This window comes from Photobacterium obscurum, from assembly GCF_026191635.1.
In the GTDB taxonomy this organism is placed as follows: domain Bacteria; phylum Pseudomonadota; class Gammaproteobacteria; order Enterobacterales; family Vibrionaceae; genus Photobacterium; species Photobacterium obscurum.
In genome coordinates this window covers 70,090-92,139 of the sequence record NZ_JAKRRW010000002.1, presented here as the reverse complement: position 1 = coordinate 92,139, position 22,050 = coordinate 70,090, and the positions used below count along the sequence as shown (strand labels likewise).

Genomic DNA, 22,050 nt, shown 5'->3' with positions numbered 1-22,050 from the left:
TCTTTAGCTACCGCAATTTATAGCCCAATACCAAACAGAACAATGACTCTGTTTGATATAACTGTTAACTTTAATTTGCTTTTCCGCTTTGCTGACAACATAATACGCGACCATTCTGAACTCCATACTGGGCATGTCATGACAGCTTCAATTTATCTGGTAAAAGGCCGTGAGAAATCACTTCGCCGCCGCCACCCTTGGGTATTTTCACGTGGTATTCAACGTATCGAAGGCAAACCTTCGCTCGGCGAAACTGTTGAAGTATTCGACCACAAAGGTGAGTGGCTAGCTCGCGGTGCTTATTCTCCACAATCTCAGATTCGTGTTCGCGTATGGACATTCAATAAAAACGAAGCCATCGATGTCGATTTCTTCGTAAACCGTCTGAACAGCGCACAAGGCCTGCGTGATATTTTGGCCGAGCGAGACGGGCTAACTGGCTACCGCCTGATTGCTGCAGAGTCAGACGGCCTTCCGGGCATCACTATTGATCGCTACCAGAACTTCCTAGTTTGCCAACTATTAAGTGCAGGTGCTGAAGCGCAAAAAGATGCGTTGGTTGAAGCCCTGAATATCTGCTACCCAGAATGCAGCATTTACGAGCGCTCTGATGTTTCAGTTCGCAAGAAAGAAGGTCTAAAGCAACGTACCGGTGTACTTTCAGGCGAAGAGCCACCTAAGTTCGTAACCATCGAAGAAAATGGCGTTAGAATTAATGTTGATATCGTTGGTGGCCACAAGACAGGTTTCTACCTTGACCAGCGTGACAGCCGCCAAGGCGCTGTTAAGTATGTCAATGGTAAACGCGTACTTAACTGCTTCTGTTACACAGGTGGTTTTGGCCTTTACGCCCTTAAAGGTGGGGCGAGCAAAGTGGTTAACGTCGATGTTTCTCAGCCAGCACTTGATACAGCTCGCCTAAATGCAGAGATGAACAACCTACCAGTTGAATACGCAGAATTCTTGAATGCCGATGTATTCAAGCTATTGCGCGAATACCGTGAGCGCGGCGAGCAGTTCGATGTTGTTATTATGGATCCACCTAAATTTGCTGAATCAAAATCTCAGCTTGTTGGTGCATGCCGTGGCTACAAAGATATCAATATGCTGGCGATGCAGATCCTCAAACCAGGTGGCACACTACTGACTTATTCATGCTCGGGCCTAATGGACAATAACCTGTTCCAAAAAATCATTGCGGATGCAGCCCTGGATGCAAAACGTGAAGTACAGTTTATTGAGCGTTTCAGCCAAGCAGCCGATCACCCTCTAGACAGTGCTTACCCTGAAGGCTTCTACCTGAAAGGCTTTGCCTGCTACGTAAAATAATAGCTCTGCTAAATTAGCACCACGGCATACTAAAACATAAAAAAAGGCTGACAATTTTGTCAGCCTTTCTCTTACTGGTTCTAAACCGCCACAACTTAAATAATACCAATCTACATAAATATCTGATCTACTAGTCCAAATTGGCATTAACTCAGCATTGCAGCCCCGCAACCACATAACGTCATAATGAACAAAAACCACTTCAATGTTTCCGGCTTGGCATTGATTGCCATCTTCACCGCCATATTTGCCCCGAACATTGTCCCGAAGGCCAGAATAACGCCCGGAATCCACATCACCAATCCTTCAGCGATAAACAGCCCCAAGGCCACAACGGTAAACACGAGGGTACACAGCATTTTGAGGGCATTGGCTCTGACCAGATCATAGCGCAGCGTTCCAGCAAGAGCCGCTAGCAAGACAAACCCTACCCCAGCCTGTACAAAACCTCCATAAAACCCAGCAAGCCCGAGCCCCCACCATGAGCTTGGCGTACTTAACACCTTTCGGCTCTGCGTTCCCGGCTCAGGAGCAACAATTGACGGCTTAACCAAGATAACTAAAGCCATGGCCAGCATAGTGCCTAGCAATAAGGGTTTAATCCATTCTGTAGGCGCATAGGCCGCACCAGCAGCACCTAGTAAGCCACCGATAACCGATGGGATCAGGATCGGCACCGTATCGTCGGTATCTAACTTGCCGTGCTTACGGAAACCAGCCACTGCCGTCAGCCCCTGAATAGCAACGCCGACACGGTTGGTCGCATTTGCGACCTCAGCAGGCATACCCATGACCATTAACGCAGGTAGTGTTAAATTCGAGCCGCCACCAGCAAGCGTGTTAATAATGCCAGCCAAGAATCCCGTTACCAGCAGCAACACGACTTGGAGCAGAGTAATATCCATATAGTGCTCACTATCCTATTTCACTTCAAACCTTCCCTGTCGCCTTAGCTCAACCTTGACAGAGGCATCATTGGCAATCTCATTACAAACAATTAAAAGCAAGACTGAACAATGCGTTTTTCAGACTACGAATCACACCAATAAATTGCAAATCTAGGGGATCGATTTACGATTTGTTGGAGCAAGCGGAAAGATCCGATTTATCACACTAGCCAGAATTGCCCCGCAAATCAGGCCACCAACATTTGCCGCAAAATCCCACCACTCGCCATGGCGGTTTACATAGGGTTGTAATAGCTCGATCCCCCCACTCCAACAAGCAAAAAATAACGCCCAAAGTAGCCAATATTTGGGCTTTCTCAGTGCAACCGAAAACATCAGTGCCGCATAGGCTACAAAGTGATGCGTTTTATCCGTCCCCGGAACAGCAGGCAAAGCCGCCAGAGGAGATAGTGATAGAAAAGTAATTGTGAATAAGATTAGAAGTGTGATTACTATCCAAAATCGGTGGATAAACCGTAAAAGAGGAGTCATTGAGTCCCTATCAAGTAATATCTGCTGTATATCTAACGAGGCAAAGAGCAGCCCATGTTACCAGAACATGCAAAACAGATAGCGCTTATTTTCCTTATCTTGAGCGGGAAGTATTAATACATTATTCTCTGCCATATACGCTACAGCGTTCAGCCTCTATTCAGGCTGTAAGCGCCAAACTGCCGTGACAAATATAACCATCAAGGAACTGACATGAAATTTCGCACTGCCATTCTAGCCGCAGCCGTATGCGGACTGAGCTTTCCGACTCTTGCAGATATAAAGCTAGATCTCCCTTACAGCGCCGAGCTGGTACTAGTGAATGGTTATGAAGCCGAAGGAAACGATCCCCTAACCCTAGAGAACGGAGAAAACCAGATTGCCTTCCGTTATCAAGACGGATACCGTGAAAACGGCGAGCACAAGCTATTTAAATCTGACGTTATCATCGTGACCTTCGAAGGCCAAGACTCAGCCTACAAACTTGAAGTGCCGAAACTACGTACAGCGCAAGACACCCAGAAATTTAACAAGCGCCCTTCCGTATCATTGAAAGATAGCGAGGGGAGCGACGTAAGTTTTGCACAAGACAAGCTCATCAAGAGCGGCCTACAGTTTGGCCGTGACTACGAGGCTGAAATCGCAGCCTATAACCAAACAGACAAGCCAGCGGCCTTACAGGCGGCCGTTGCTGTTACTACCCTTCCTGCCGCTGTTCCTGCTCAAACAGCGAAGCCAGCAGTTAAAGGCCAACAGCCTCAGGGAAAGAATGTCGCCGAGAATATGCTTAACTACTGGTACGAGCAAGCTGATGAAGCGACCCGCGCTCGATTTAAGGCGCGTATCAACCAGCAGTGATAATGGTTACAAATATCAGTACTCTTTTTGAACAGCTTCTCAAGCGAAGTGTGTACTGATTAGCGATAGCAAAAGGCCCAGCAGTGCCGGGCCTTTCTATTTGATATATTTAAGCGATATCATAGACTTATGATTGGGCATCGACTCAAATGCTAGTGGACATGATAAGTCTCCGCTTTGACTTCTTTTAGCATTTGCCGATATAGCCGCGGAACCAAGTCGACCGAGATATTACTCCCCTCGGTAAGTTCTTCCAATGTCTGCCAGTCGGCAGCTTCATAGGCAATAACCATATCAACCAAACGCTTCAATTCACCCTCAGTGCCAGTTAGTGCCTTCTTGATATCATCATGAATTTTTAGCATATCCAAGGCTTCTTCCATATCTAACCCTAGAATATCGGGAAGATTTGAAAACAGACCGCACAAGAAGACTCTGTCCACCACAGCTCTTTTTTTACCCATTGTCATCGCCAGTAATTCGCAAAACCTCGCCCGACTCGCTGCCTTGGTATAAATATCACCCGGACGGGTATCGGTAAGCTCTTGTGCGGTTAACAGAGAGACAAACTTGCGCATTTTATTTTCCCCCATAAAGCAGACAGCCTGCTTGATGGAGTAAATACTTCCTTTTCTTCCGTATAACACAGAATTCAAAAAGGAGAGCAGCTTATGGGTTAGCTGAATATCTGACGCTAATATATCCGTTAATTCCTGATAGCAATAATCATCGGACATAACATGCTGAAATACACCAAGTAGTGTTCCTTCATTGAGTTTACTGGTACGTACTTCGACCAAGTCTTGCTTAGAGAACACATCGCCTTTAAAGAAGTCCACACTAATAGTGCTGTATTTTTGAAACTCTTCATCTGAAGTAATATTGTCAATAATAACCCGAACATTATTCTGCTGTGCTTTATTTACAAGCGCCTGCACCAGTTCAGGAGGTTTATTGGCCACATCTAATTTCACATGGCTAATATATTTCAAAAACTCTTCATTACCCGTAAGTAATACCTTCTCACCAAGAATCATATGATAATTGCGACTTTTACCGATACGTACAAGTTCAAGAAGATCGTCATCCAGCTTCTCCATGGGAGAGAGTTCAATAACCAGGCCTCTTGAAGGAAAGAAGTAGTCAAACACCCCCCTCAATGTCTCGCGCTCAAAAGCAATGATCACTGTTTTATTATCGGAGTAATAATCAATTCCTGCTTTAGTCAACAGTTCATAAAGTTTTCTGGGATCAGATTTATCTTGAAAAACAACCGATGGAATACATTTATTCACCAACTGCTTCCGGTTCAGAAAACTGACCTGATAAGCAACTTTGTTTTTTCTAGCATTATAAATGGGCTGTCTTACTGCGGAAAATTCCATTTAGGTCATTCTCTAACACTTGTTCCTATTATGAACAAACATCGCAATCCATACGTTATTGAAGGAAGATTATATTTTGCTTTATACAAGTGCTTTATAAACAAGTCAAATGATTACCAACCAAGCATTCAACCCGCCTATCAAACACTTCATCTGTGTCTAAGTAAATCTATATGTCATAATCCTAGCACAACAAAAGCAACCAGATGCATACACTTTTAAATCCGATCATAAAAACAATATGTAAACCTGAAATAAACAAATTAGTTATTGATGCAAAATAAGCTGTTCCATATTGCACTAGAACAACACTTTTTTGCGAGTTGCCATGTAAAACACGACAAAACCTAATGCACTAGAAAGCCTGTTTTCTATAGTTATTTTACGGCGTAATTTAAGCAAAACCAGCCGTACTGATTTTTTTACCAATAATAGAACAATGACTTAAGGATGAATCAATGAATCATTCAAAACAAGGAAAGGTGATAACGAGAGTGTTCAAGCTCAGTACCCTCACCGCTTCATGCATACTGGCTTTTAATGCTCAGGCAGCAATGGATTGTAGCACTATTGATGTATGGGATAGCACAACCGCTTATACCGGCGGAGCCCAAGTACAAGAAGCCAGTAAGGTCTATAAAGCCAACTGGTGGACACAAGGGCAGAATCCAGCTAGCCACTCGGGCAACTATCAGGAGTGGAGCTTTGTTGACGAGTGTAGTACCGGAGCAGACAACGTTGCGCCGAGTGTTTCACTGACTTCACCCTCAGCCTCCGATGCTATCACCGAAGGCGATACTGTCAGTATTGCAGCCAATGCTGACGACAGTGACGGAACCGTTGCCAAGGTAGAATTCTATATCGATGGCCAGCTGGTCGGTAATGATACCTCCTCACCCTATGCAATTGCATGGACAGCCGTTAAAGGTTCGCACACCCTTTCAGCCAAAGCATTCGATAACAAAGGCCTTAATTCTACACTTAGCTCTGTCAGCATTACGGTAGACGCAGCGCAAGGTATAAACCAACCACCTTCTGTTTCTCTTACCTCCCCTACAGACAGTGACGCTATTGCCGCAGGTGATGTAGTCGCTGTTTCAGCCAACGCTTCTGACTCTGATGGTGTTATCCAGAAAGTTGAGTTCTATATTGGTAATACACTGCTCGCAACAGTCAAGAGCGCACCATATGTCGTAAACTGGTCGGCTATCGCAGGTTCTCACACAATTAAAGCCAAGGCATTTGATGACAAAGGTGCAGTGTCTGAATCCGCCACAGCTGTTGTTGTCCAGGAAGTCGGCAATGTGCCACCGTCGGTTGATCTCACCCTTTCAGCCAATTCAATTGATATTGGCGGTACAGTAACACTTTCATCCAGTGCTACCGATACCGACGGCACCGTCGATAAAGTCGATTTCTTCGTCAACGGCGCCTTAATAGGCACCTCAGCGACTGCACCTTTCACATTAGCTTACACAACAGCACAAGCAGGTACCCTGAACATCTTTGCTCGCGCAACCGATGACCTAAGCGCTACCACCGACTCCACTGTCAAGCAGCTGATTGTTAATGGTGGCTCCACTGCGAAAGATTGTCGCCCTGACGGGCTATACCAAACCGAAGGTGTTAGTGTTCCTTACTGCACAATTTATGACGAGCAAGGTCGTGAACTAATGGGCGCCGATCACCCTCGCCGTGTGATTGGCTACTTTACGAGTTGGCGAGCAGGCAATGATCCGCAAAGCTCTTACCTGGTAAAAGATATTCCATGGGAGCAACTAACCCATATCAACTACGCCTTTGTCAGCATCGGCTCTGACGGCAAAGTCAATGTCGGCGATGTGAATGATCCCGAAAATGCCGCAACAGGTAAAGAATGGCCAGGTGTCGAAATTGATCCGACTCTAGGTTTCAAAGGTCACTTTGGTGCCCTCGCAACGGCAAAAGCCAAACACGGGGTGAAAACACTCATTTCGATTGGTGGCTGGGCTGAAACAGGTGGCCACTTCGGCGCGGATGGCAAGCGTGTGGCAGATGGTGGCTTCTACACCATGACCACCAATGCCGACGGCAGCATCAATCACGCTGGAATCCAGAAGTTTGCCGATTCCGCTGTGGCTATGATGAAAAAATACAAGTTCGATGGCCTTGATATTGACTATGAGTACCCAACCTCAATGGCAGGTGCCGGTAATCCAGACGACAGCGCCTTCATGGAGCCGCGCCGTAAGTACCTATGGGCATCATACCAAGAGCTCATGAAAGTGCTCCGAGAGAAGCTTGACCAAGCATCGGCTAAAGATGGCACTCACTATATGCTCACCATCGCGGCTCCGTCTTCGGGTTACCTGCTACGCGGCATGGAAACATTTGATGTCACTCAGTATCTGGACTACGTCAACATCATGTCCTATGACCTGCACGGTGCATGGAACGATCATGTTGGCCACAATGCTGCGTTGTATGACACAGGTAAAGACTCAGAGCTGGCCATGTGGAATGTCTACGGTACAGCAGCCTACGGCGGTATTGGTTACCTGAATACTGACTGGGCTTACCACTACTTCAGAGGCTCGATGCCTGCAGGCCGCATCAATATCGGGGTTCCATACTATACGCGTGGCTGGCAGGGAGTAACTGGCGGAGAAAATGGTCTATGGGGACGGGCAGCTCTTCCGAACCAAGCTGAGTGCCTACCAGGAACCGGTGAAGGCGAGAAGAATAACTGTGGGAACGGCGCGATGGGCATCGATAACCTTTGGCATGACAAAGGAGCCGCCGGTGACGAGATGGGCGCAGGTTCAAACCCAATGTGGCATGCGATGAACCTGACGCAAGGCATATACGGCAGCTACACGGTGACATACGGTCTAACCCCGGAAACGCATCCATTAGTGGGTACCTATGCACGTAACTACGACAGTGTCGCTGTTGCTCCGTGGCTATGGAATGCAGAGAAAAAAGTCTTCCTGTCTACCGAAGACAAAGAGTCAATCAATACCAAAGCTGACTATGTCATCGATAAAGAAATCGGTGGTATCATGTTCTGGGAGTTAGCAGGTGACTATAGCTGTTATGTTCTCGATGCCAACGGTAACCGTACCACTGTCGATACCACTGAAAATGCCTGTAAAACTGGCAACGGTGAATATCACATGGGTAACACCATGACCAAGGCGATTTACGATAAGTTCAAGTCTGCCACACCTTATGGCAATACGATTGCGACGGACCCTATTCCAACTGAAGCGCTTGATATTACAGTATCAATTGGTGGATTTAAGGTCGGCGATCAGAACTATCCGATTAACCCTAAGCTCACCTTCACCAACAATTCCGGCCATGAGCTACCTGGTGGAACTGAATTCCAGTTCGACATCCCGACCTCTGCACCTGATAATGCCAAGGATCAATCTGGTGGTGGCTTAAAAGTTATCGCATCAGGCCATACCGCTGCCAATAACATTGGCGGGCTCCAGGGCGACATGCACCGTGTCGCCTTCACATTACCTAGTTGGAAGAACCTTCCGGCAGGCGGCACCTATGAACTTGATATGGTTTACTACCTACCAATCTCAGGTCCTGCAAACTATGCCGTTAATGTGAACGGAAAAGACTACGCCTTTAAATTCGAGCATCCAGATCTTCCAATCGGTGATATCGCTACTGGCGGCGGAAACGGAGGCGGTGACAACGGCGGGAGCGGCGAATGTGTGACTAACGGTATTAACACCTACCCTAACTGGCCACAAACTGACTGGTCAGGTAACCCAAGCCATGCCAACCAAGGCGATAAAATCATCCATAATGGCGTCGTCTACCAAGCAAACTGGTGGACAAGCTCGACACCAGGCAGTGATGGCAGCTGGGCAAAAGTGTGCACAATATAACCAACTGTTAACCTGAAAACCAAGCGCGGGAAATTTCCCGCGCTTTTTTATTGAAATAGCTGTATTTACAGCTGCTTAGCAATTACACATAGAAAAAATACGCCTTGTCTCATCCCGCCCCCATGCGCAACAAGGTGCGCAACACCAAAATCACAGCTCATCTTTTTGAACGAAAAAGTGCGATATTGTGCTCAAAAAACAGCCAAACAGTTCAGGTGCTAATAATTCAATGTTTATAAGATATGTTTGTGATTTTGTGGTTAATAAACAGACAATTAAAGCTTTATGAATAACAACTTTTCCAGATTTACTCAACATTCCTCAGACTTGAGACTGATGTACCAATAAATTTAAAAATGCAATTTAAAGTAATGTAATCTAATACATTTGACTTGCTTTATTTTAATAAAACCGGATTTTTTTGCTTTTTTGGGGCTCAAGAATAATCACATCCAAGCCTAAAATTAAAATTATTTTATGATAAAGTCTCGCCATCACAGTTATAAATCAAACAATAGAGTGTTTAACAAGGACAATGAAAAAAGCGATTTACCTGCTCATTTTGGTTTTTTGCTATTTGCCGTTACAAGTATCTGCAAGTAATATTCATAGCAATTCATACAATGACAATAATAATCCTGACGTTATCGTCAAACATGTATACGAACAAGCAAATTTAAAGGGAATTCTTGATTATCAAGTATTTAAGGATGGCTATAACGCTTATTATAAAACTAAGGGGCGAAGAAAGCAGTTACTGACAATTATTGATTACAGCAAACCTTCAACAGAGAAGCGTTTTTTTGTTATTGATTTAAAAGCTAACAAGCTCGTATATAACACATATGTTTCGCATGGCGTCAATAGTGGTGGTAGAACTGCTAGTCGCTTTTCAAATACCGTTAACTCTAGGAAGACTTCACTAGGTACCTTCCTCACTGATACGACATACTACGGCGGTAATGGGTATTCACTTAAGCTAGACGGCTTAACCCGTGGTGTGAACGACAATGCCCGTCGTCGATACATCGTTATCCACGGTGCAGATTATGCGACGGAATCATTTATCAATCGTCATGGGTATCTTGGACGTAGCTGGGGATGCCCTGCCCTACCAAAAGGTTTATCTCGTCAAATTATTGATATGATTAAAGGTGGAAGTGTAATTTACGCTCATGCTTAATATGTATTAATAAGGCTGTTATATTTAATAGCAGCCTTATTAAATTAGAACCTCAAAAATCAAGCATTTATAAAACATCAACCCTCATCCTAAATTTTCAAATCAATTAAAAACCGACGCACTAAAAACAAGTCAACATAGGTATATTAAATAATTAAAGGAAACATTAACTTATCCTCAGGAACTATCCGTTAGTTGGCCATCACAATAGCAATACCTTCAATCAACCAGTATGAATACTTTTCTAACACCTTCAGTTAGTAACAATCGCCTCCAACACAACCATAAATATTCCTTTCTCTGTTTTCTCCCCCATCAAATATCGTTCTTTCATCAGCATTCCTTCACTAGCCATAAAATCAGATAACACTTGGACTGCATTTTCAGAAAGGTTCAAGCCAAAGCCAAGCCCTTCACCAGTAACCTTCAGAACTTTCAGTGAACTTTTCATACCTGAAACGTAAGTGCCTTCCACGAAGCGGTTAGCGTAAATATCACAGACTACAACGCTGCCCAAAGCAGAGTGCTGCCGAATTTCCCTCAGCGCCTGCCTGACCGACCTTTCATCAAGATACAGTGTCACCCCTTCCCATAAGAACAAGGTCTTTTTACCTGGGTCAAACCCTGCCTGGTGCAACTTCGCATACCAACACTCAGCAAAGAAATCGACATCAACAAAATTCACATGACTAATATCAATACCCGCTTTATCAAGGCTCGAAATCTTTAGCTTTTGAGTATTCACTTGATCCAGCTCGAAGTAACGTATTTGCTTATGCTTAAACTTCCCATAGCAACGCGTATCGAAACCTGCTCCCATAACAACTAGCTGCTCAATACTATCTATATGCTTTTCAATCAGCTGATCGAAATAGACAGTGCGGGCCGTTACCAAATGTGAGAGTCCTTCTTTTTCTCTCTCAGGGATCGCTGGATAGCCATGAGTTTGACCGCTCATTCTGTAGCGTAAGTAGCTGGGAAACAAAATCAACCATAAGCCAAATAGCGAATTATTCGGTAGTACCCGGTTAAGTCGGCAAGAGGCTTCATCTTCCCTCAGGCCAAAGACATGCATCGTCCAGCGACCATTTATCACCTCAACTGCTGTTGAAGCCACATCAAGCTTTTTACTCACATAAACCTGTTTGTAAAACACCATCACCAAGCCAATAATTACCAGCGGAATAAATAGGATCTGAACGACGGCGAAGGTAATAAAAGCGATAACGTTCATATAGTCAGCAATCCTCGCAACTTTGACAGCCTAATGGCTACTCATCTGACATTGGCAAGACTTTACTAAGTTCCATTATTCGTGATAATAGTCTCAGTGGAACATAGCATTCCCAAACTGCGGCTGAATACAGGCAACCCAACTGAACAAAAATTAGACGTTAAGGAAATGTTCGGCAAGTAGGTGATGAGAAACATAAAAAAATCCCTGCCAAGGCAGGGATTTAATGATTACTGCTGATGCTTATAGGAATTAAGCAATCACGTCTGTCGCAGGAACATACGGTAGGTCTAGTGCAACAGCAACTTCATCACAAGTGATTTGGCCACGGTATACGTTCAAGCCGTTCAGCAGGTGTTTGTCTTCCTGAAGTGCCGCTTTATAGCCTTTGTCCGCAAGTTTCAGAATATACGGTAAGGTTACGTTGTTCAGCGCGAAAGTTGATGTGCGAGCAACAGCACCCGGCATGTTGGCTACGCAGTAGTGAACAACATCATCAACAATATAAGTTGGCTCGCTGTGTGTTGTAGCGTGTGAAGTTTCTACACAGCCACCCTGGTCGATAGCAACATCAACAATTGCTGAACCTGGCTTCATCTTCTTAATCATTTCAGCCGTAACCAGTTTTGGAGCAGCAGCACCAGCAACCAGTACACCACCAATAACAAGGTCAGCTTCCAGCACATGCTTTTCAATAGCATCTTTGGTTGAGTACACACACTGTACATCGCCGCCAAACTGAGCATCAAGGCTGCGTAGAACATCAATGTTGCGGTCAAGTACAACAACGTTTGCACGCAGACCAACAGCCATTTGTGCAGCATTGGCACCTACAACACCACCACCGATAATAACTACTTTAGCTGGTTCTACTCCCGGAACCCCCGCTAGTAGCATGCCGCGGCCACCTTTAGACTTCTCAAGTGCAAATGCACCAGCTTGAATTGACATACGGCCAGCAACTTCTGACATTGGTGCAAGTAGTGGCAGGCGGCCTTTATCGTCAGTCACGGTTTCGTAAGCGATACATACTGCTTTGCTGTTCACAAGATCCATTGTCTGCTCTGGATCTGGGGCAAGGTGAAGGTAAGTGAATAGGATTTGACCTTCACGTAGCATCGCACGCTCAACAGCCTGCGGCTCTTTAACTTTAACGATCATTTCCGCTTCAGCAAAAACAGCTTCAGCTGTTGGCAAAATCTGAGCACCCGCTTCAATGTAATCCTGATCACTGAAGCCGATACCTGTACCTGCTTTTGTTTCAACATATACAGTATGGCCATGTGCTACTGCTTCGCTTACTGAAGCTGGAACCATACCCACACGGTATTCATGAACTTTAATTTCCTTAGGTACACCAATAATCATTTTTGTATCCTTGCTGACTTGTTTAGAAGTTATGTACACAATAAAGAAAACCTTCTGAAATGTGCCACCATTTTTTAACCTATTTACAACAAATGCATCTAGTATTTTCTTCTGATGTAGCACAATAAACCGTTTTTGACCCAGGTCACACAAGATTAATTCAGATTCTTTAGTTAAAGCAGGCCACAAACCCATGTTTTAGCAACAAACCAGATGAAACATCCAACTTCAAATCATTGCATAGTTTTAATCTCTACTTAGAAATCGTCTTTTTCTGGTGTTTCTGGAAGGTTGACGCAAGTCACAGAAGTATAAAATGCAGATTATTGACGCCAAATAGCATAATAGGCCTAAAACACCGAGCAAGGCCGCCTCACAAAAAACCAACGCCAGCAACACAGGGGTAACAATTTGTTGCGTGTATCGTTAAAGAAGAAACTGGAGAGGCAAATGAAAGCATATTGGCACAGCGAATACCCACTTCTGGTGACGAAGGCATGAGACCAATACTAATAGGAATAAGTAAATGTTCAGATAGTGACGCTAATTGGTATGACGGAATCCTTGCTGCACGGAGATTAGAACAAAAAAAGCCGCACAAGCGGCTTTTCTGAAAAAGAATGCATCTGGAAATTAGTCTTCGAAATCCCATGGCATATCAGGCAAGGCGTTAAGATTCTCGCTGTAACGCTTCAAATCAAAACTGCCTTCATTTTTAGCAACATCAAACACTTCAATCGACAGAGCACAAGCAATCATTTGGATGGCTTCATCTCTTGGCGTACCGGTCATCATCAAACGCATTAAAGTCTCTTTGACTTTAATAGGGTTACCTTCCGCCAGCTGATTCTCTACCGTTTCAACCAGCATATCACCAGTCATAATTTCATCATTTTGCATATTTAAGCCTGTAATTACTTTAACAACTCTATCTTATCCTCATGTAACTAGGATATATACCCAGGTACATGGATATACACTATATCGCCTCAAGCAGTGCCTCTTTTATATCATTACCCTTTGGCCGTTGAACCAAGCCCATCACCACCGGGTGAGCCTCGAACATCGTAGTGAAATGATAATCCGGTATTATTCGCCAGTCAGGCTGTTCATCATTAACAAGCACTACTTTCAAGCCTGCGGAACACGCGGACTTCACACCAGTAAAACTATCTTCAATGGCTATCACTTGCGTGGCTTTGTAACCCAAGGTTTCACATGCCAGATGGTAGATATCTGGAGCAGGCTTATTATTGCTAACATCTTCACCACAGAAAATATGCTCGAACATATCAAGCCAGCCATGCAGGTGCAAAATGCCCTCAACATATTCGCGAGGAGCTCCAGTGACGACAGCCAACGGTACCTGACCATGCAATTGACGCAGCATATTATCCACACCAGCTTTGGCTGGTATTTTCCCATGCCGCAACGCATTGCGAGTAATCAGTTCCATCTGTACTAGCATTTGCTCGATGGTGATATCCAGTGAAAAACGCTGCTGCAATGCGCCGGCAACCTTATCCCAGGTAACTCCCGCATAGTCACGGAGAAATTCATTAGAAGTCAATTCCGTTCCGCACTGTGCCAAATATGCCGACCAGTTAGAAGCATGAAAGACCTCGGAATCGACCAGCGTACCATCAAAATCAAAACAAATTGCCTGCATGTAACTCTTGACCTTTAGCTTTCTGCTGTCATAAAGCCGCTATAGTATTGAGTCACAGGCGGTTTCGCAAACTGTTCGTATGTGATTCGCAATGAGTTAGTAACCGACTCGCAAAAAAAACGATATCAATAGGGGAAAGGATCAGTATTTATTTAATAGAGCAAAACATTGTTCAAGCGGAACGGCTTTGCTGAAGTAAAAGCCCTGAACATACTTACACTTCAACTCACGTAAGATATCCAACTGGTCTTTGGTTTCAACGCCTTCTGCAACCACTTTGATTCCAAGCTTGTGGCTAAGGTCAATGATCAAAGAAACTAACGTCAGGCTATCTTGACTCTGTCCTATCTCTTTGATGAAGTTTCGGTCAATTTTGATGATGTCTGGTCGTAACTCAACAACAGCGCTAAGCGATGAATACCCTGTACCAAAATCATCAAGCGCAACCTGGATATCACGTTGCTTGAAATAACTCAGTAAACTCTGAATATCACTACTTTCTTTTGACGCCGTCGATTCCGTAATTTCAATGATAATGGACTTATCAGGTAAACCATACTGCCGAGCTACCTCCCAAATTTGAGGCTCTTCACTATGATTTACAAACTCTTTCACCGAACGGTTGACCGAGAAACTCACATGGGTATAACCAGCATCATGTAACATCCTCAAATCACGGCACGCCTGATGAAGTACAAAAGAGCCAATTTGTTTGATTAGGCCGTACTTCTCCGCCATCGGGATAAACACCGCAGGTGATATATCTCCATCGACCTCGTCTTGCCAACGGACCAGCGCTTCAAATTTATTGATTTGGCCGGTCTGAGCATTAACGATGGGTTGGTAATGTACCTTTAGCGCCTCTTCCGCGATAGCTTTTTTAAGTCGGTCACGCAGTTTTAGTTTTTGAATGTATTCAGACTGTAGCTCACCATCATATTCACAAACCCCGTTTCGTCCCTGCCCCTTCATGTTATACATCGCGTAGTCAGCGTTCTTCAGCAGAGCATGGTGTGTCAGACCGCTTTCAGGATAAGCAGAGACGCCGATACTGACGGTGGTATTGATCTCTATTCCATCAATTTCCAATGGTTTTGATACTGCTGCGACTGCTTTCTGAGCCCAGTCTTTTGCTTCATAGGCCGCAATATCCGGTAACAGCACGCAAAATTCATCGCCACCGTAACGGCAGATATTATCCTTTTCGGTAAACAGACCGCTCAATCGCTCTGCAATATGGGTTAGCACCCTGTCACCAAAATCATGACCGTACAGATCGTTAATTGACTTAAAATCATCCATATCAATGAACAGCAAGGAGAAAACATGCCTTTTCTTGTGAACTGCATTGATATAATTTTCGACGCGGTGAATGAAACTACGGCGGTTTACCAAGCCGGTGAGGGGATCATAATAAGCAAAAAAAGTCAGTTGCTCTTCGGCCTTTTTCCAGTGGCTAATGTCTCTAAAAACAGCAACGTAGTTAACAACTTCATCGTTACTATCTCGAATCACATTTATCGACATTTCTTCGGGATAGATTTCACCATTTTTCCGCTTATTCCAAACCTCCCCTTTCCAGTGGCCACTATTGTTCAGGCTAAACCATAGCGATTGGTAATACTCCTTGTCATGTAACCCTGAAGATAACTTATTCGGAGTGAGGCCAAGCAGTTCTTTTTCTCGATAGCCCGTTGTTTGCTCGAAGGCACGGTTTACCGAAATAATTTTATTGGCTTTGTCGGTAATCAATATACACTCGGAGGTATTGTCGAATACCACTTGGGCACGGCTTAATTGCCGCCTTGCTTCAACACTGCTGGTAATATCTCGCTGGATACCCGCAATTCTGATCGGGTTACCATTAGCGTCCTTGGCAATCACGCTGCCCTTGAGCTTCAACCAACGTTCATTGCCCTCAGACACTTGCGGATAGTGTTTTTCACTCAAGCGAAACTCAAACTGGAAAACACTGGTAAACTTTTGCTGAATAAAGCGCTGGAAAAAATTAAGGCCTTCAACCCGATCTTCAGAATGAATACAATCGATCCATTCAGAGAAATCACCGCCATTATGGGGCTTGTCCTTATCCAAGATGCTCCAGAACTTGGGCGAAGTAAAGAATTCCCCGCTGACTAAGTCATATTCCCAAATGCCTTCTTCCACGGAGTTGAACGTTGTATTCAGTTTATGGGAGGTTTTGGTTAGCTTAGCTGAAATTTGATAGACATCTGTAACATCATGCACCGTACCCCGCATCAGCAGTGCTTTACCACTGCTATCACGTGTTACGTCGGCACGTTTACGCAAATACTTGATTGTACCGTCAGGTAATAGTGCCCGGTGGACAAGGTTGTAGTTAACCGATTCTGACTCAACCGAGCCATTTAGCGTACTCAGCACCCACTCTCGATCTTCGGGATGGATAAACTCTGACAGCAAATCAATGGAAGGGGTAACTGTATTATCTTCGATCCCATAAATACGATACACTTCCTGGCTCCAAGTTATAGAACCTGAAACTAAATCCCAGAACCAACTACCGACTTTCGCAACTCGCTGACCTTCCTCAAGTTCCCAAAGCAATTTTTCTTGCTGGGACAATAATGCAGAATATTTAAGCTCAATGCCTAGAAGGTAGCTAAGCTCTTTACACCAGTTATCGACCTCTTCCGAATGTTCGTACAAACGCTCAAAGAGGCAGACAATAATCCCTACGGGTTCTTGCCCTCGGACAAAAATTGGTATCCCGAGATAACCTTCAGCATCAAGTTCCTGCAGGGCAATATCTTGGGGAAAAAGGTTGGTAACGCCTGAAGGATAACAGCAAGACTGGCTGTCTTCTTTTACGATTTGACAAGGCGTGCCTGACAGCGAATAAGTAAAATTATCTTTGATAATCCCCGCATCACGATAACACAGGGTATGTGCATACTTCCCAGACTCATCAAAGTGGCCAATGAAGCAATGCTTTGGTGCTAAGCGCTTGTAAAGAAGGTCGGTGATTTCATCAAACAGCTCGTTTCCGTTCAAGTTTTGTATTTTCTTATCTATTGTTGTATTCATCACTCGTTTAACGGTACTCGAAGCTGAAATCATTAAGCCGGAATAGTTATCTGACTATATATGCAAAACGAATGCGACCTTACAACATGTTGTATGTTTATTAAAGAAAACTCTACAAGTTGCTTATGCAATTATCGATAAATATTGATAAGCATCACTTTCAACCAACCGACAACAACAAATCATACCCATGGGTATGATTTGTATCATCTGCAGATCGAAGCATACAAAACAAGGTATTATGCATGCTTAAGTGAAAGGGGGGGTTAACTTGCAACCTGAGTCTTTGGATGAGCCGGTAGCCACAAAGAGATCACTGTTGTAACAGCAAGAAATACGAACGAGACCCAGAGGCAAGCCGCCAAACCGGATACTTGATACAACCAACCAGATAAAATCGTACCGATCAAACGGCCCATTGCATTTGCCATATAATAAAAGCCGACATCCAGCGAAACTCCATCATCTTTGGCATAACTTACGATCAAATAAGAATGTAAAGATGAATTCACGGCAAAAACTGCACCAAAAACCAGCAAACCAACAACTATGGTAATTTCAGGCTGCCAACCACTCTGTACACCCAGAGCAACCGCTGCCGTAATCACCGACAACAGACCAGCCCAGCCTAGTGCAGCTTTTCCGTCTGGGACAATACCTTTTGCCTTACCCGTAATTCGCGGCGCTATACCCTGAACAAAACCGTAGGCAATCACCCAAACCGCCAAAAAGCCGCCAACATAAGCGTGATCCCAGCCGAACACCTGACCCAGATAAATGGGAAGCGCAACTACAAACCAAACATCACGCGCTCCAAACAGGAACATTCGTGCCGCCGATAGGATATTGATACTGCCACTCTTTGAAAAAATATGGCTGAACTTTACTTTGTTCTTAGCCTTCCCCATCCCCTTCTCAAGCCATATCAAACTCATGGCCAGTACGACGAACAGTACCATAGCCATTGCAATGACAGCCCCTTTAAAACCAATCGTCGCTAGAAGCAAACCACCAACAAAGAAACCAGCTCCCTTTAGGGCATTCTTTGAGCCGGTCAGGATGGCGATCCACTTATAAAGGGCTCCTTGCTGATCGCCTGGTACCAGCGTCTTGATCGCACTTTTAGCACTCATTTTATTGAGATCTTTTGCTATCCCTGAAAGTGCCTGCGCCAACATGACCCACGGTACAGTCAAATAAACAGAAGGGACAGCCAACATGAGTAGCGCCACCACCTGCATTGCCAAACCAATATTCATCGTGCGGTTAAGCCCCAGTTTTGCCCCTAGCCATCCCCCGAGCAAATTGGTCACGACACCAAAAAATTCATAGAAAAGAAACAAGGAGGCTATCTGTAATGGGCTGTAACCCAACTGATGAAAATGCAGAACCACCAGCATTCTCAAGGCCCCATCGGTAACCGTAAAGTTCCAGTAATTGAAGGTCACCAGCATATATTGGCGCACATCTTTAGAGAGGTGTGAAAAAGCAGCTATCATGCGGAATTCTCTTATTGCGGTTCCATAACTTCGCCAACCTTGCCAGTAGATTGGCGAAGCTGTCATTACCTAGTCCTGAATTAAGCCAAACCAACTTTACGGATCAACTCTGAGGTACGGGTCGCATAACCCATTTCATTGTCATACCAGGCGTATACTTTTACCATACGATCATTGACAACCATGGTAGATAAAGCATCGACCACCGTTGAACGTTGATCGCCTTTGTAATCAATTGACACTAGCGGACGGTCTTCAAAACCAAGGATGCCAGCTAGCTCTCCTTCTGCAGCCTCTTTAAGCAACGCATTGACTTCTTCTGCAGTTGTATCACGGCTAACATCAAAAATAATATCGGTCAGAGATGCATTAGCCAGCGGAACACGTACAGCGTGGCCATTGATCTTACCGGCAAGCTCAGGGAAAATTTCAACAATTGCTGTAGCCGATCCGGTTGTTGTCGGGATCAGGCTCATGCCACATGCTCGCGCACGACGCAGATCTTTATGCGGCGCATCAAGAATCGTTTGAGTATTTGTCAGATCATGAATCGTAGTGAAAGAAGATTGCTCAATACCCAACTTTTCGTGGATCACTTTAACTACCGGGGCAATACAGTTCGTTGTACAAGATGCCGCCGTCACGATACGGTGCTTTTCAGCATCGAACAAATTATCATTCACACCAACAACAACATTTAGCACCCCTTCCTCTTTTACCGGTGCAGAGACAACAACACGCTTTACACCCTGATCCAAGTACTTCTGTAACAATGTGGTTTTACGGTGAACACCGGTTGCTTCCAATACAACATCACACCCCGACCAATCGACTGCATCGATATCACGCTCTTGGCTACAACGAATGGTGTGCTCACCAATCACAATGGCATTTTCTGCTGACTTGACGGCATGGTGCCAGCGGCCTTGAACTGAATCAAATTCAAGCAGATGCCCCAGCGTATGAGCATCACCAGCAACATCATTAATCTGAACAAATTCAATTTCAGCCCAGTCATAAGCCGCTCGTAAAGCCAGACGCCCAATACGGCCAAAACCATTAATTCCTACTTTAATCGCCATTTTTACTGTCCTTTTCTCTAAGTGCTCTAAGCAATATAGCCCACATTTAAATACGGTTAGCCATATATATGGCATTTCGCATATGGTAATCCTATCCAGAATACATAGCCAGATCTTTTTTATGAACGATTCAAGTACCTGCTCATCGTGCTCAATTTCTTATCTATACTTTTTCAATAACTCAACCTCACCGGATGCCCTATGTATTTTCATAACGATGGGGGCGCCTCCTCGGATGACTCTAAACAAAACCAACGCAGTAACTCATCCATAGTTTTGGAGAAAGAAAATGAAGACTAATCGTAGGAATGGCTGGCTACTGGCGACAATAATATTTGCCTGCACTGCATTACTCGGCCAGAATCTCCACGCAGCCTCGCACAGCAATCACAAAAATAGGCTTGGTGCGGTTCTGTTCCCAACATCTTGCAGCAAAGACAGTCAGGCGATGCTGGAAAAAGGTCTAGCCTTACTCCATCACATGACCTATAGAGGTGCCAGTACAGCCTTTGAAACTGTGGCTCAAAAAGAGCCAGATTGTGCAATAGCTTATTGGGGAATTGCGATGTCAATAATCCACCCCCTCTGGTCGGATCCACCAAGTGAAGACAGCTTTGCCAAAGGCCTGAAAATGCTTGAATTAGCTAAAAGTAAAGGCAAGAAAGATCCACGAGAACTTGCTTATATTGAGGCCGTCGAGAGCTATTATTCCCAGGGAAGAAAAGCCAAAGAAACTGATAACCTCGCCGCTTTTGAACAAGGCTGGAAAAAAGTGCATGAAGCATTTCCGTCGGATCCTGAAGCGACCGCCTTTTATGCCCTGGCGCATTTGGCTACCGCCTCTCCAGAAGATAAAAGCTATGTGAAGCAGAAAAAGGCTGGAGAAACTGCCGCTACGGTTCTGGAAAAAATACCGACACACCCTGGAGCCCACCACTATATTATTCATGCTTACGACTATCCTGAACTGGCGCCAAGAGCATTAGAAGTTGCACGCAGATATGGTGATATAGCCCCATCGATCCCGCACGCACTGCATATGCCGACTCATATTTTTACCCGACTGGGTCTATGGGAAGAGTCGATAGCCATGAATATTCGCTCGGCAAATGCGGCTGAGCAACACCCTGCCGGTGATAAGGTTTCTCTTCATTATCTCCATGCGCTTGACTACATGGCATATTCATACCTTCAGCGAGCACAAGACAAGCAGGCGCTAAATGTTGTTGAAACGGCCCTGGCGATCAGTGATCCACTACAACCGCATGTTGCCTCGGCCTATACCCTGGCCGCAGTTCCGGCTCGTTATGCACTGGAAAGGCAACAATGGGCAGAAGCTGCCGAACTCACCCCAAGAGTACCTAGCAGTTATCCATGGGATAACTACCCTGCTATGGAGGCAATTACCCATTTTGCTAATGCACTAGGTTCGGCACGAACTGGCAATGAAAAAGCAGCAGAGCAAGCTCTGAACAACCTAAGCAGATTACATGCCCAAGCCGAAAAGGGGTCGGCTTACTGGGCCAAGCAAGTTGAAATTCAACGTTTGTCAGCTTCAGCTTGGCTTCTCTTCCACCAAGGCCGGCACGAACTGGCATTACTGACCATGCAAAATGCAGCCGATATGGAAGCAACGACAGAAAAGCACCCGGTAACCCCGGGGGAGGTATTACCGGCCAGGGAACTGCTAGCCGATATGCTGCTGGAAATGGAAAGGTATCCACAGGCCTTAGCTGAATATGAAAAATCCCTAAACCGAAGTAAAAACCGTTTTAACAGTATGTATGGTGCAGCAAAAGCGGCTGAACTTGCAGGTGATAAAGACAAAGCAAGGCACTACTATCAGATGCTGGCTGATGTGGCGGTAATGGGAGATACTGAACGAGAGCGATTACAGCAAGCTAACAGCTTCCTAGCTGCCCTATAGCCTGCTAAGTAAAGTAACGACAGGTAGAAAACTATAATGAAGCCCCACCATTGTGGGGCTTTTGTGGTTATACCAAACTGAACAGATTCCAGGCGCTTGATAGCAACCCTAATTGATGAAG

15 protein-coding genes and 1 pseudogene are annotated in these 22,050 nt (G+C 44.8%); 6 read left to right on the top strand and 10 right to left on the bottom strand.

The window, feature by feature from the left end:
• Positions 1-138 precede the first annotated feature (138 nt).
• Positions 139-1,329, top strand: a complete 1,191-nt coding sequence (locus MD588_RS02690; RefSeq protein WP_265695258.1) for a class I SAM-dependent methyltransferase — start codon at positions 139-141, stop codon at positions 1,327-1,329.
• 146 nt (positions 1,330-1,475) lie between these two features.
• Here MD588_RS02690 and MD588_RS02685 read toward each other — a convergent pair whose 3' ends face one another.
• Together MD588_RS02685 and MD588_RS02680 are read right to left on the bottom strand one after the other, a co-directional pair.
• A complete protein-coding gene (locus MD588_RS02685) occupies positions 1,476-2,234 on the bottom strand; it encodes a sulfite exporter TauE/SafE family protein (RefSeq protein WP_265695257.1) in 759 nt (252 codons plus the stop codon).
• Positions 2,235-2,387: 153 nt separating this feature from the next.
• On the bottom strand, positions 2,388-2,768 hold the full coding sequence (locus MD588_RS02680; protein WP_265695256.1) for a VanZ family protein: 381 nt from the start codon (positions 2,766-2,768) through the stop codon (positions 2,388-2,390).
• Positions 2,769-2,981: 213 nt separating this feature from the next.
• On the opposite strand from MD588_RS02680, the gene MD588_RS02675 reads away from it, so the two are divergent.
• Complete coding sequence (locus MD588_RS02675; RefSeq protein ID WP_265695255.1) at positions 2,982-3,626, top strand: YccT family protein; 645 nt, start codon at positions 2,982-2,984, stop codon at positions 3,624-3,626.
• A 152-nt stretch (positions 3,627-3,778) separates the two neighbouring features.
• On the opposite strand, the gene MD588_RS02670 is transcribed toward MD588_RS02675, so the two are convergent.
• Positions 3,779-5,011, bottom strand: coding sequence for an EAL and HDOD domain-containing protein (locus MD588_RS02670; protein ID WP_265695254.1), 1,233 nt, complete (start codon positions 5,009-5,011; stop codon positions 3,779-3,781).
• Positions 5,012-5,544: 533 nt separating this feature from the next.
• On the opposite strand from MD588_RS02670, the pseudogene MD588_RS02665 reads away from it, so the two are divergent.
• From MD588_RS02665 to MD588_RS02660, 3 genes and pseudogenes are all read left to right on the top strand, one after another.
• Positions 5,545-8,745: pseudogene (locus MD588_RS02665) on the top strand (chitinase C-terminal domain-containing protein); the annotation flags it as partial.
• Positions 8,725-8,901 (top strand): cellulose-binding domain-containing protein, encoded by a 177-nt coding sequence (locus MD588_RS26195; RefSeq protein ID WP_322784228.1) that lies wholly within the window; start codon positions 8,725-8,727, stop codon positions 8,899-8,901. The pseudogene MD588_RS02665 and the gene MD588_RS26195, both read left to right, overlap by 21 nt.
• Before the next feature lie 535 nt (positions 8,902-9,436).
• Positions 9,437-10,084: a murein L,D-transpeptidase catalytic domain family protein gene (locus MD588_RS02660; protein ID WP_265695250.1), complete on the top strand. Its 648-nt coding sequence runs from the start codon at positions 9,437-9,439 to the stop codon at positions 10,082-10,084.
• 253 nt (positions 10,085-10,337) lie between these two features.
• On the opposite strand, the gene MD588_RS02655 is transcribed toward MD588_RS02660, so the two are convergent.
• The 7 genes from MD588_RS02655 to MD588_RS02625 all read right to left on the bottom strand — a co-directional run bounded on the left by MD588_RS02655 (position 10,338) and on the right by MD588_RS02625 (position 20,002).
• Entirely contained in the window at positions 10,338-11,318 is a 981-nt protein-coding gene (locus tag MD588_RS02655) for a class I SAM-dependent methyltransferase (protein WP_265695248.1), read from the bottom strand.
• Positions 11,319-11,570: 252 nt separating this feature from the next.
• The gene (gene ald, locus MD588_RS02650) at positions 11,571-12,686 is read right to left on the bottom strand and encodes an alanine dehydrogenase (RefSeq protein ID WP_265695247.1); all 1,116 of its coding nucleotides are present in this window, start codon (positions 12,684-12,686) and stop codon (positions 11,571-11,573) included.
• A 633-nt stretch (positions 12,687-13,319) separates the two neighbouring features.
• Positions 13,320-13,586: a hypothetical protein gene (locus MD588_RS02645; RefSeq protein ID WP_265695246.1), complete on the bottom strand. Its 267-nt coding sequence runs from the start codon at positions 13,584-13,586 to the stop codon at positions 13,320-13,322.
• A gap of 79 nt (positions 13,587-13,665) precedes the next feature.
• Positions 13,666-14,355, bottom strand: coding sequence for an HAD family hydrolase (locus MD588_RS02640; RefSeq protein WP_265695245.1), 690 nt, complete (start codon positions 14,353-14,355; stop codon positions 13,666-13,668).
• A gap of 141 nt (positions 14,356-14,496) precedes the next feature.
• Positions 14,497-17,388 (bottom strand): bifunctional diguanylate cyclase/phosphodiesterase, encoded by a 2,892-nt coding sequence (locus MD588_RS02635; RefSeq protein WP_265695244.1) that lies wholly within the window; start codon positions 17,386-17,388, stop codon positions 14,497-14,499.
• Between the two features lie 299 nt (positions 17,389-17,687).
• Positions 17,688-18,920: an organoarsenical effux MFS transporter ArsJ gene (gene arsJ / locus MD588_RS02630; RefSeq protein WP_265695619.1), complete on the bottom strand. Its 1,233-nt coding sequence runs from the start codon at positions 18,918-18,920 to the stop codon at positions 17,688-17,690.
• Between the two features lie 80 nt (positions 18,921-19,000).
• A complete protein-coding gene (locus MD588_RS02625; RefSeq protein WP_265695242.1) occupies positions 19,001-20,002 on the bottom strand; it encodes an ArsJ-associated glyceraldehyde-3-phosphate dehydrogenase in 1,002 nt (333 codons plus the stop codon).
• 289 nt (positions 20,003-20,291) lie between these two features.
• Here MD588_RS02625 and MD588_RS02620 point away from each other — a divergent pair, with 289 nt between their 5' ends.
• Positions 20,292-21,929, top strand: a complete 1,638-nt coding sequence (locus MD588_RS02620; RefSeq protein ID WP_265695241.1) for a tetratricopeptide repeat protein — start codon at positions 20,292-20,294, stop codon at positions 21,927-21,929.
• Positions 21,930-22,050 lie beyond the last annotated feature (121 nt).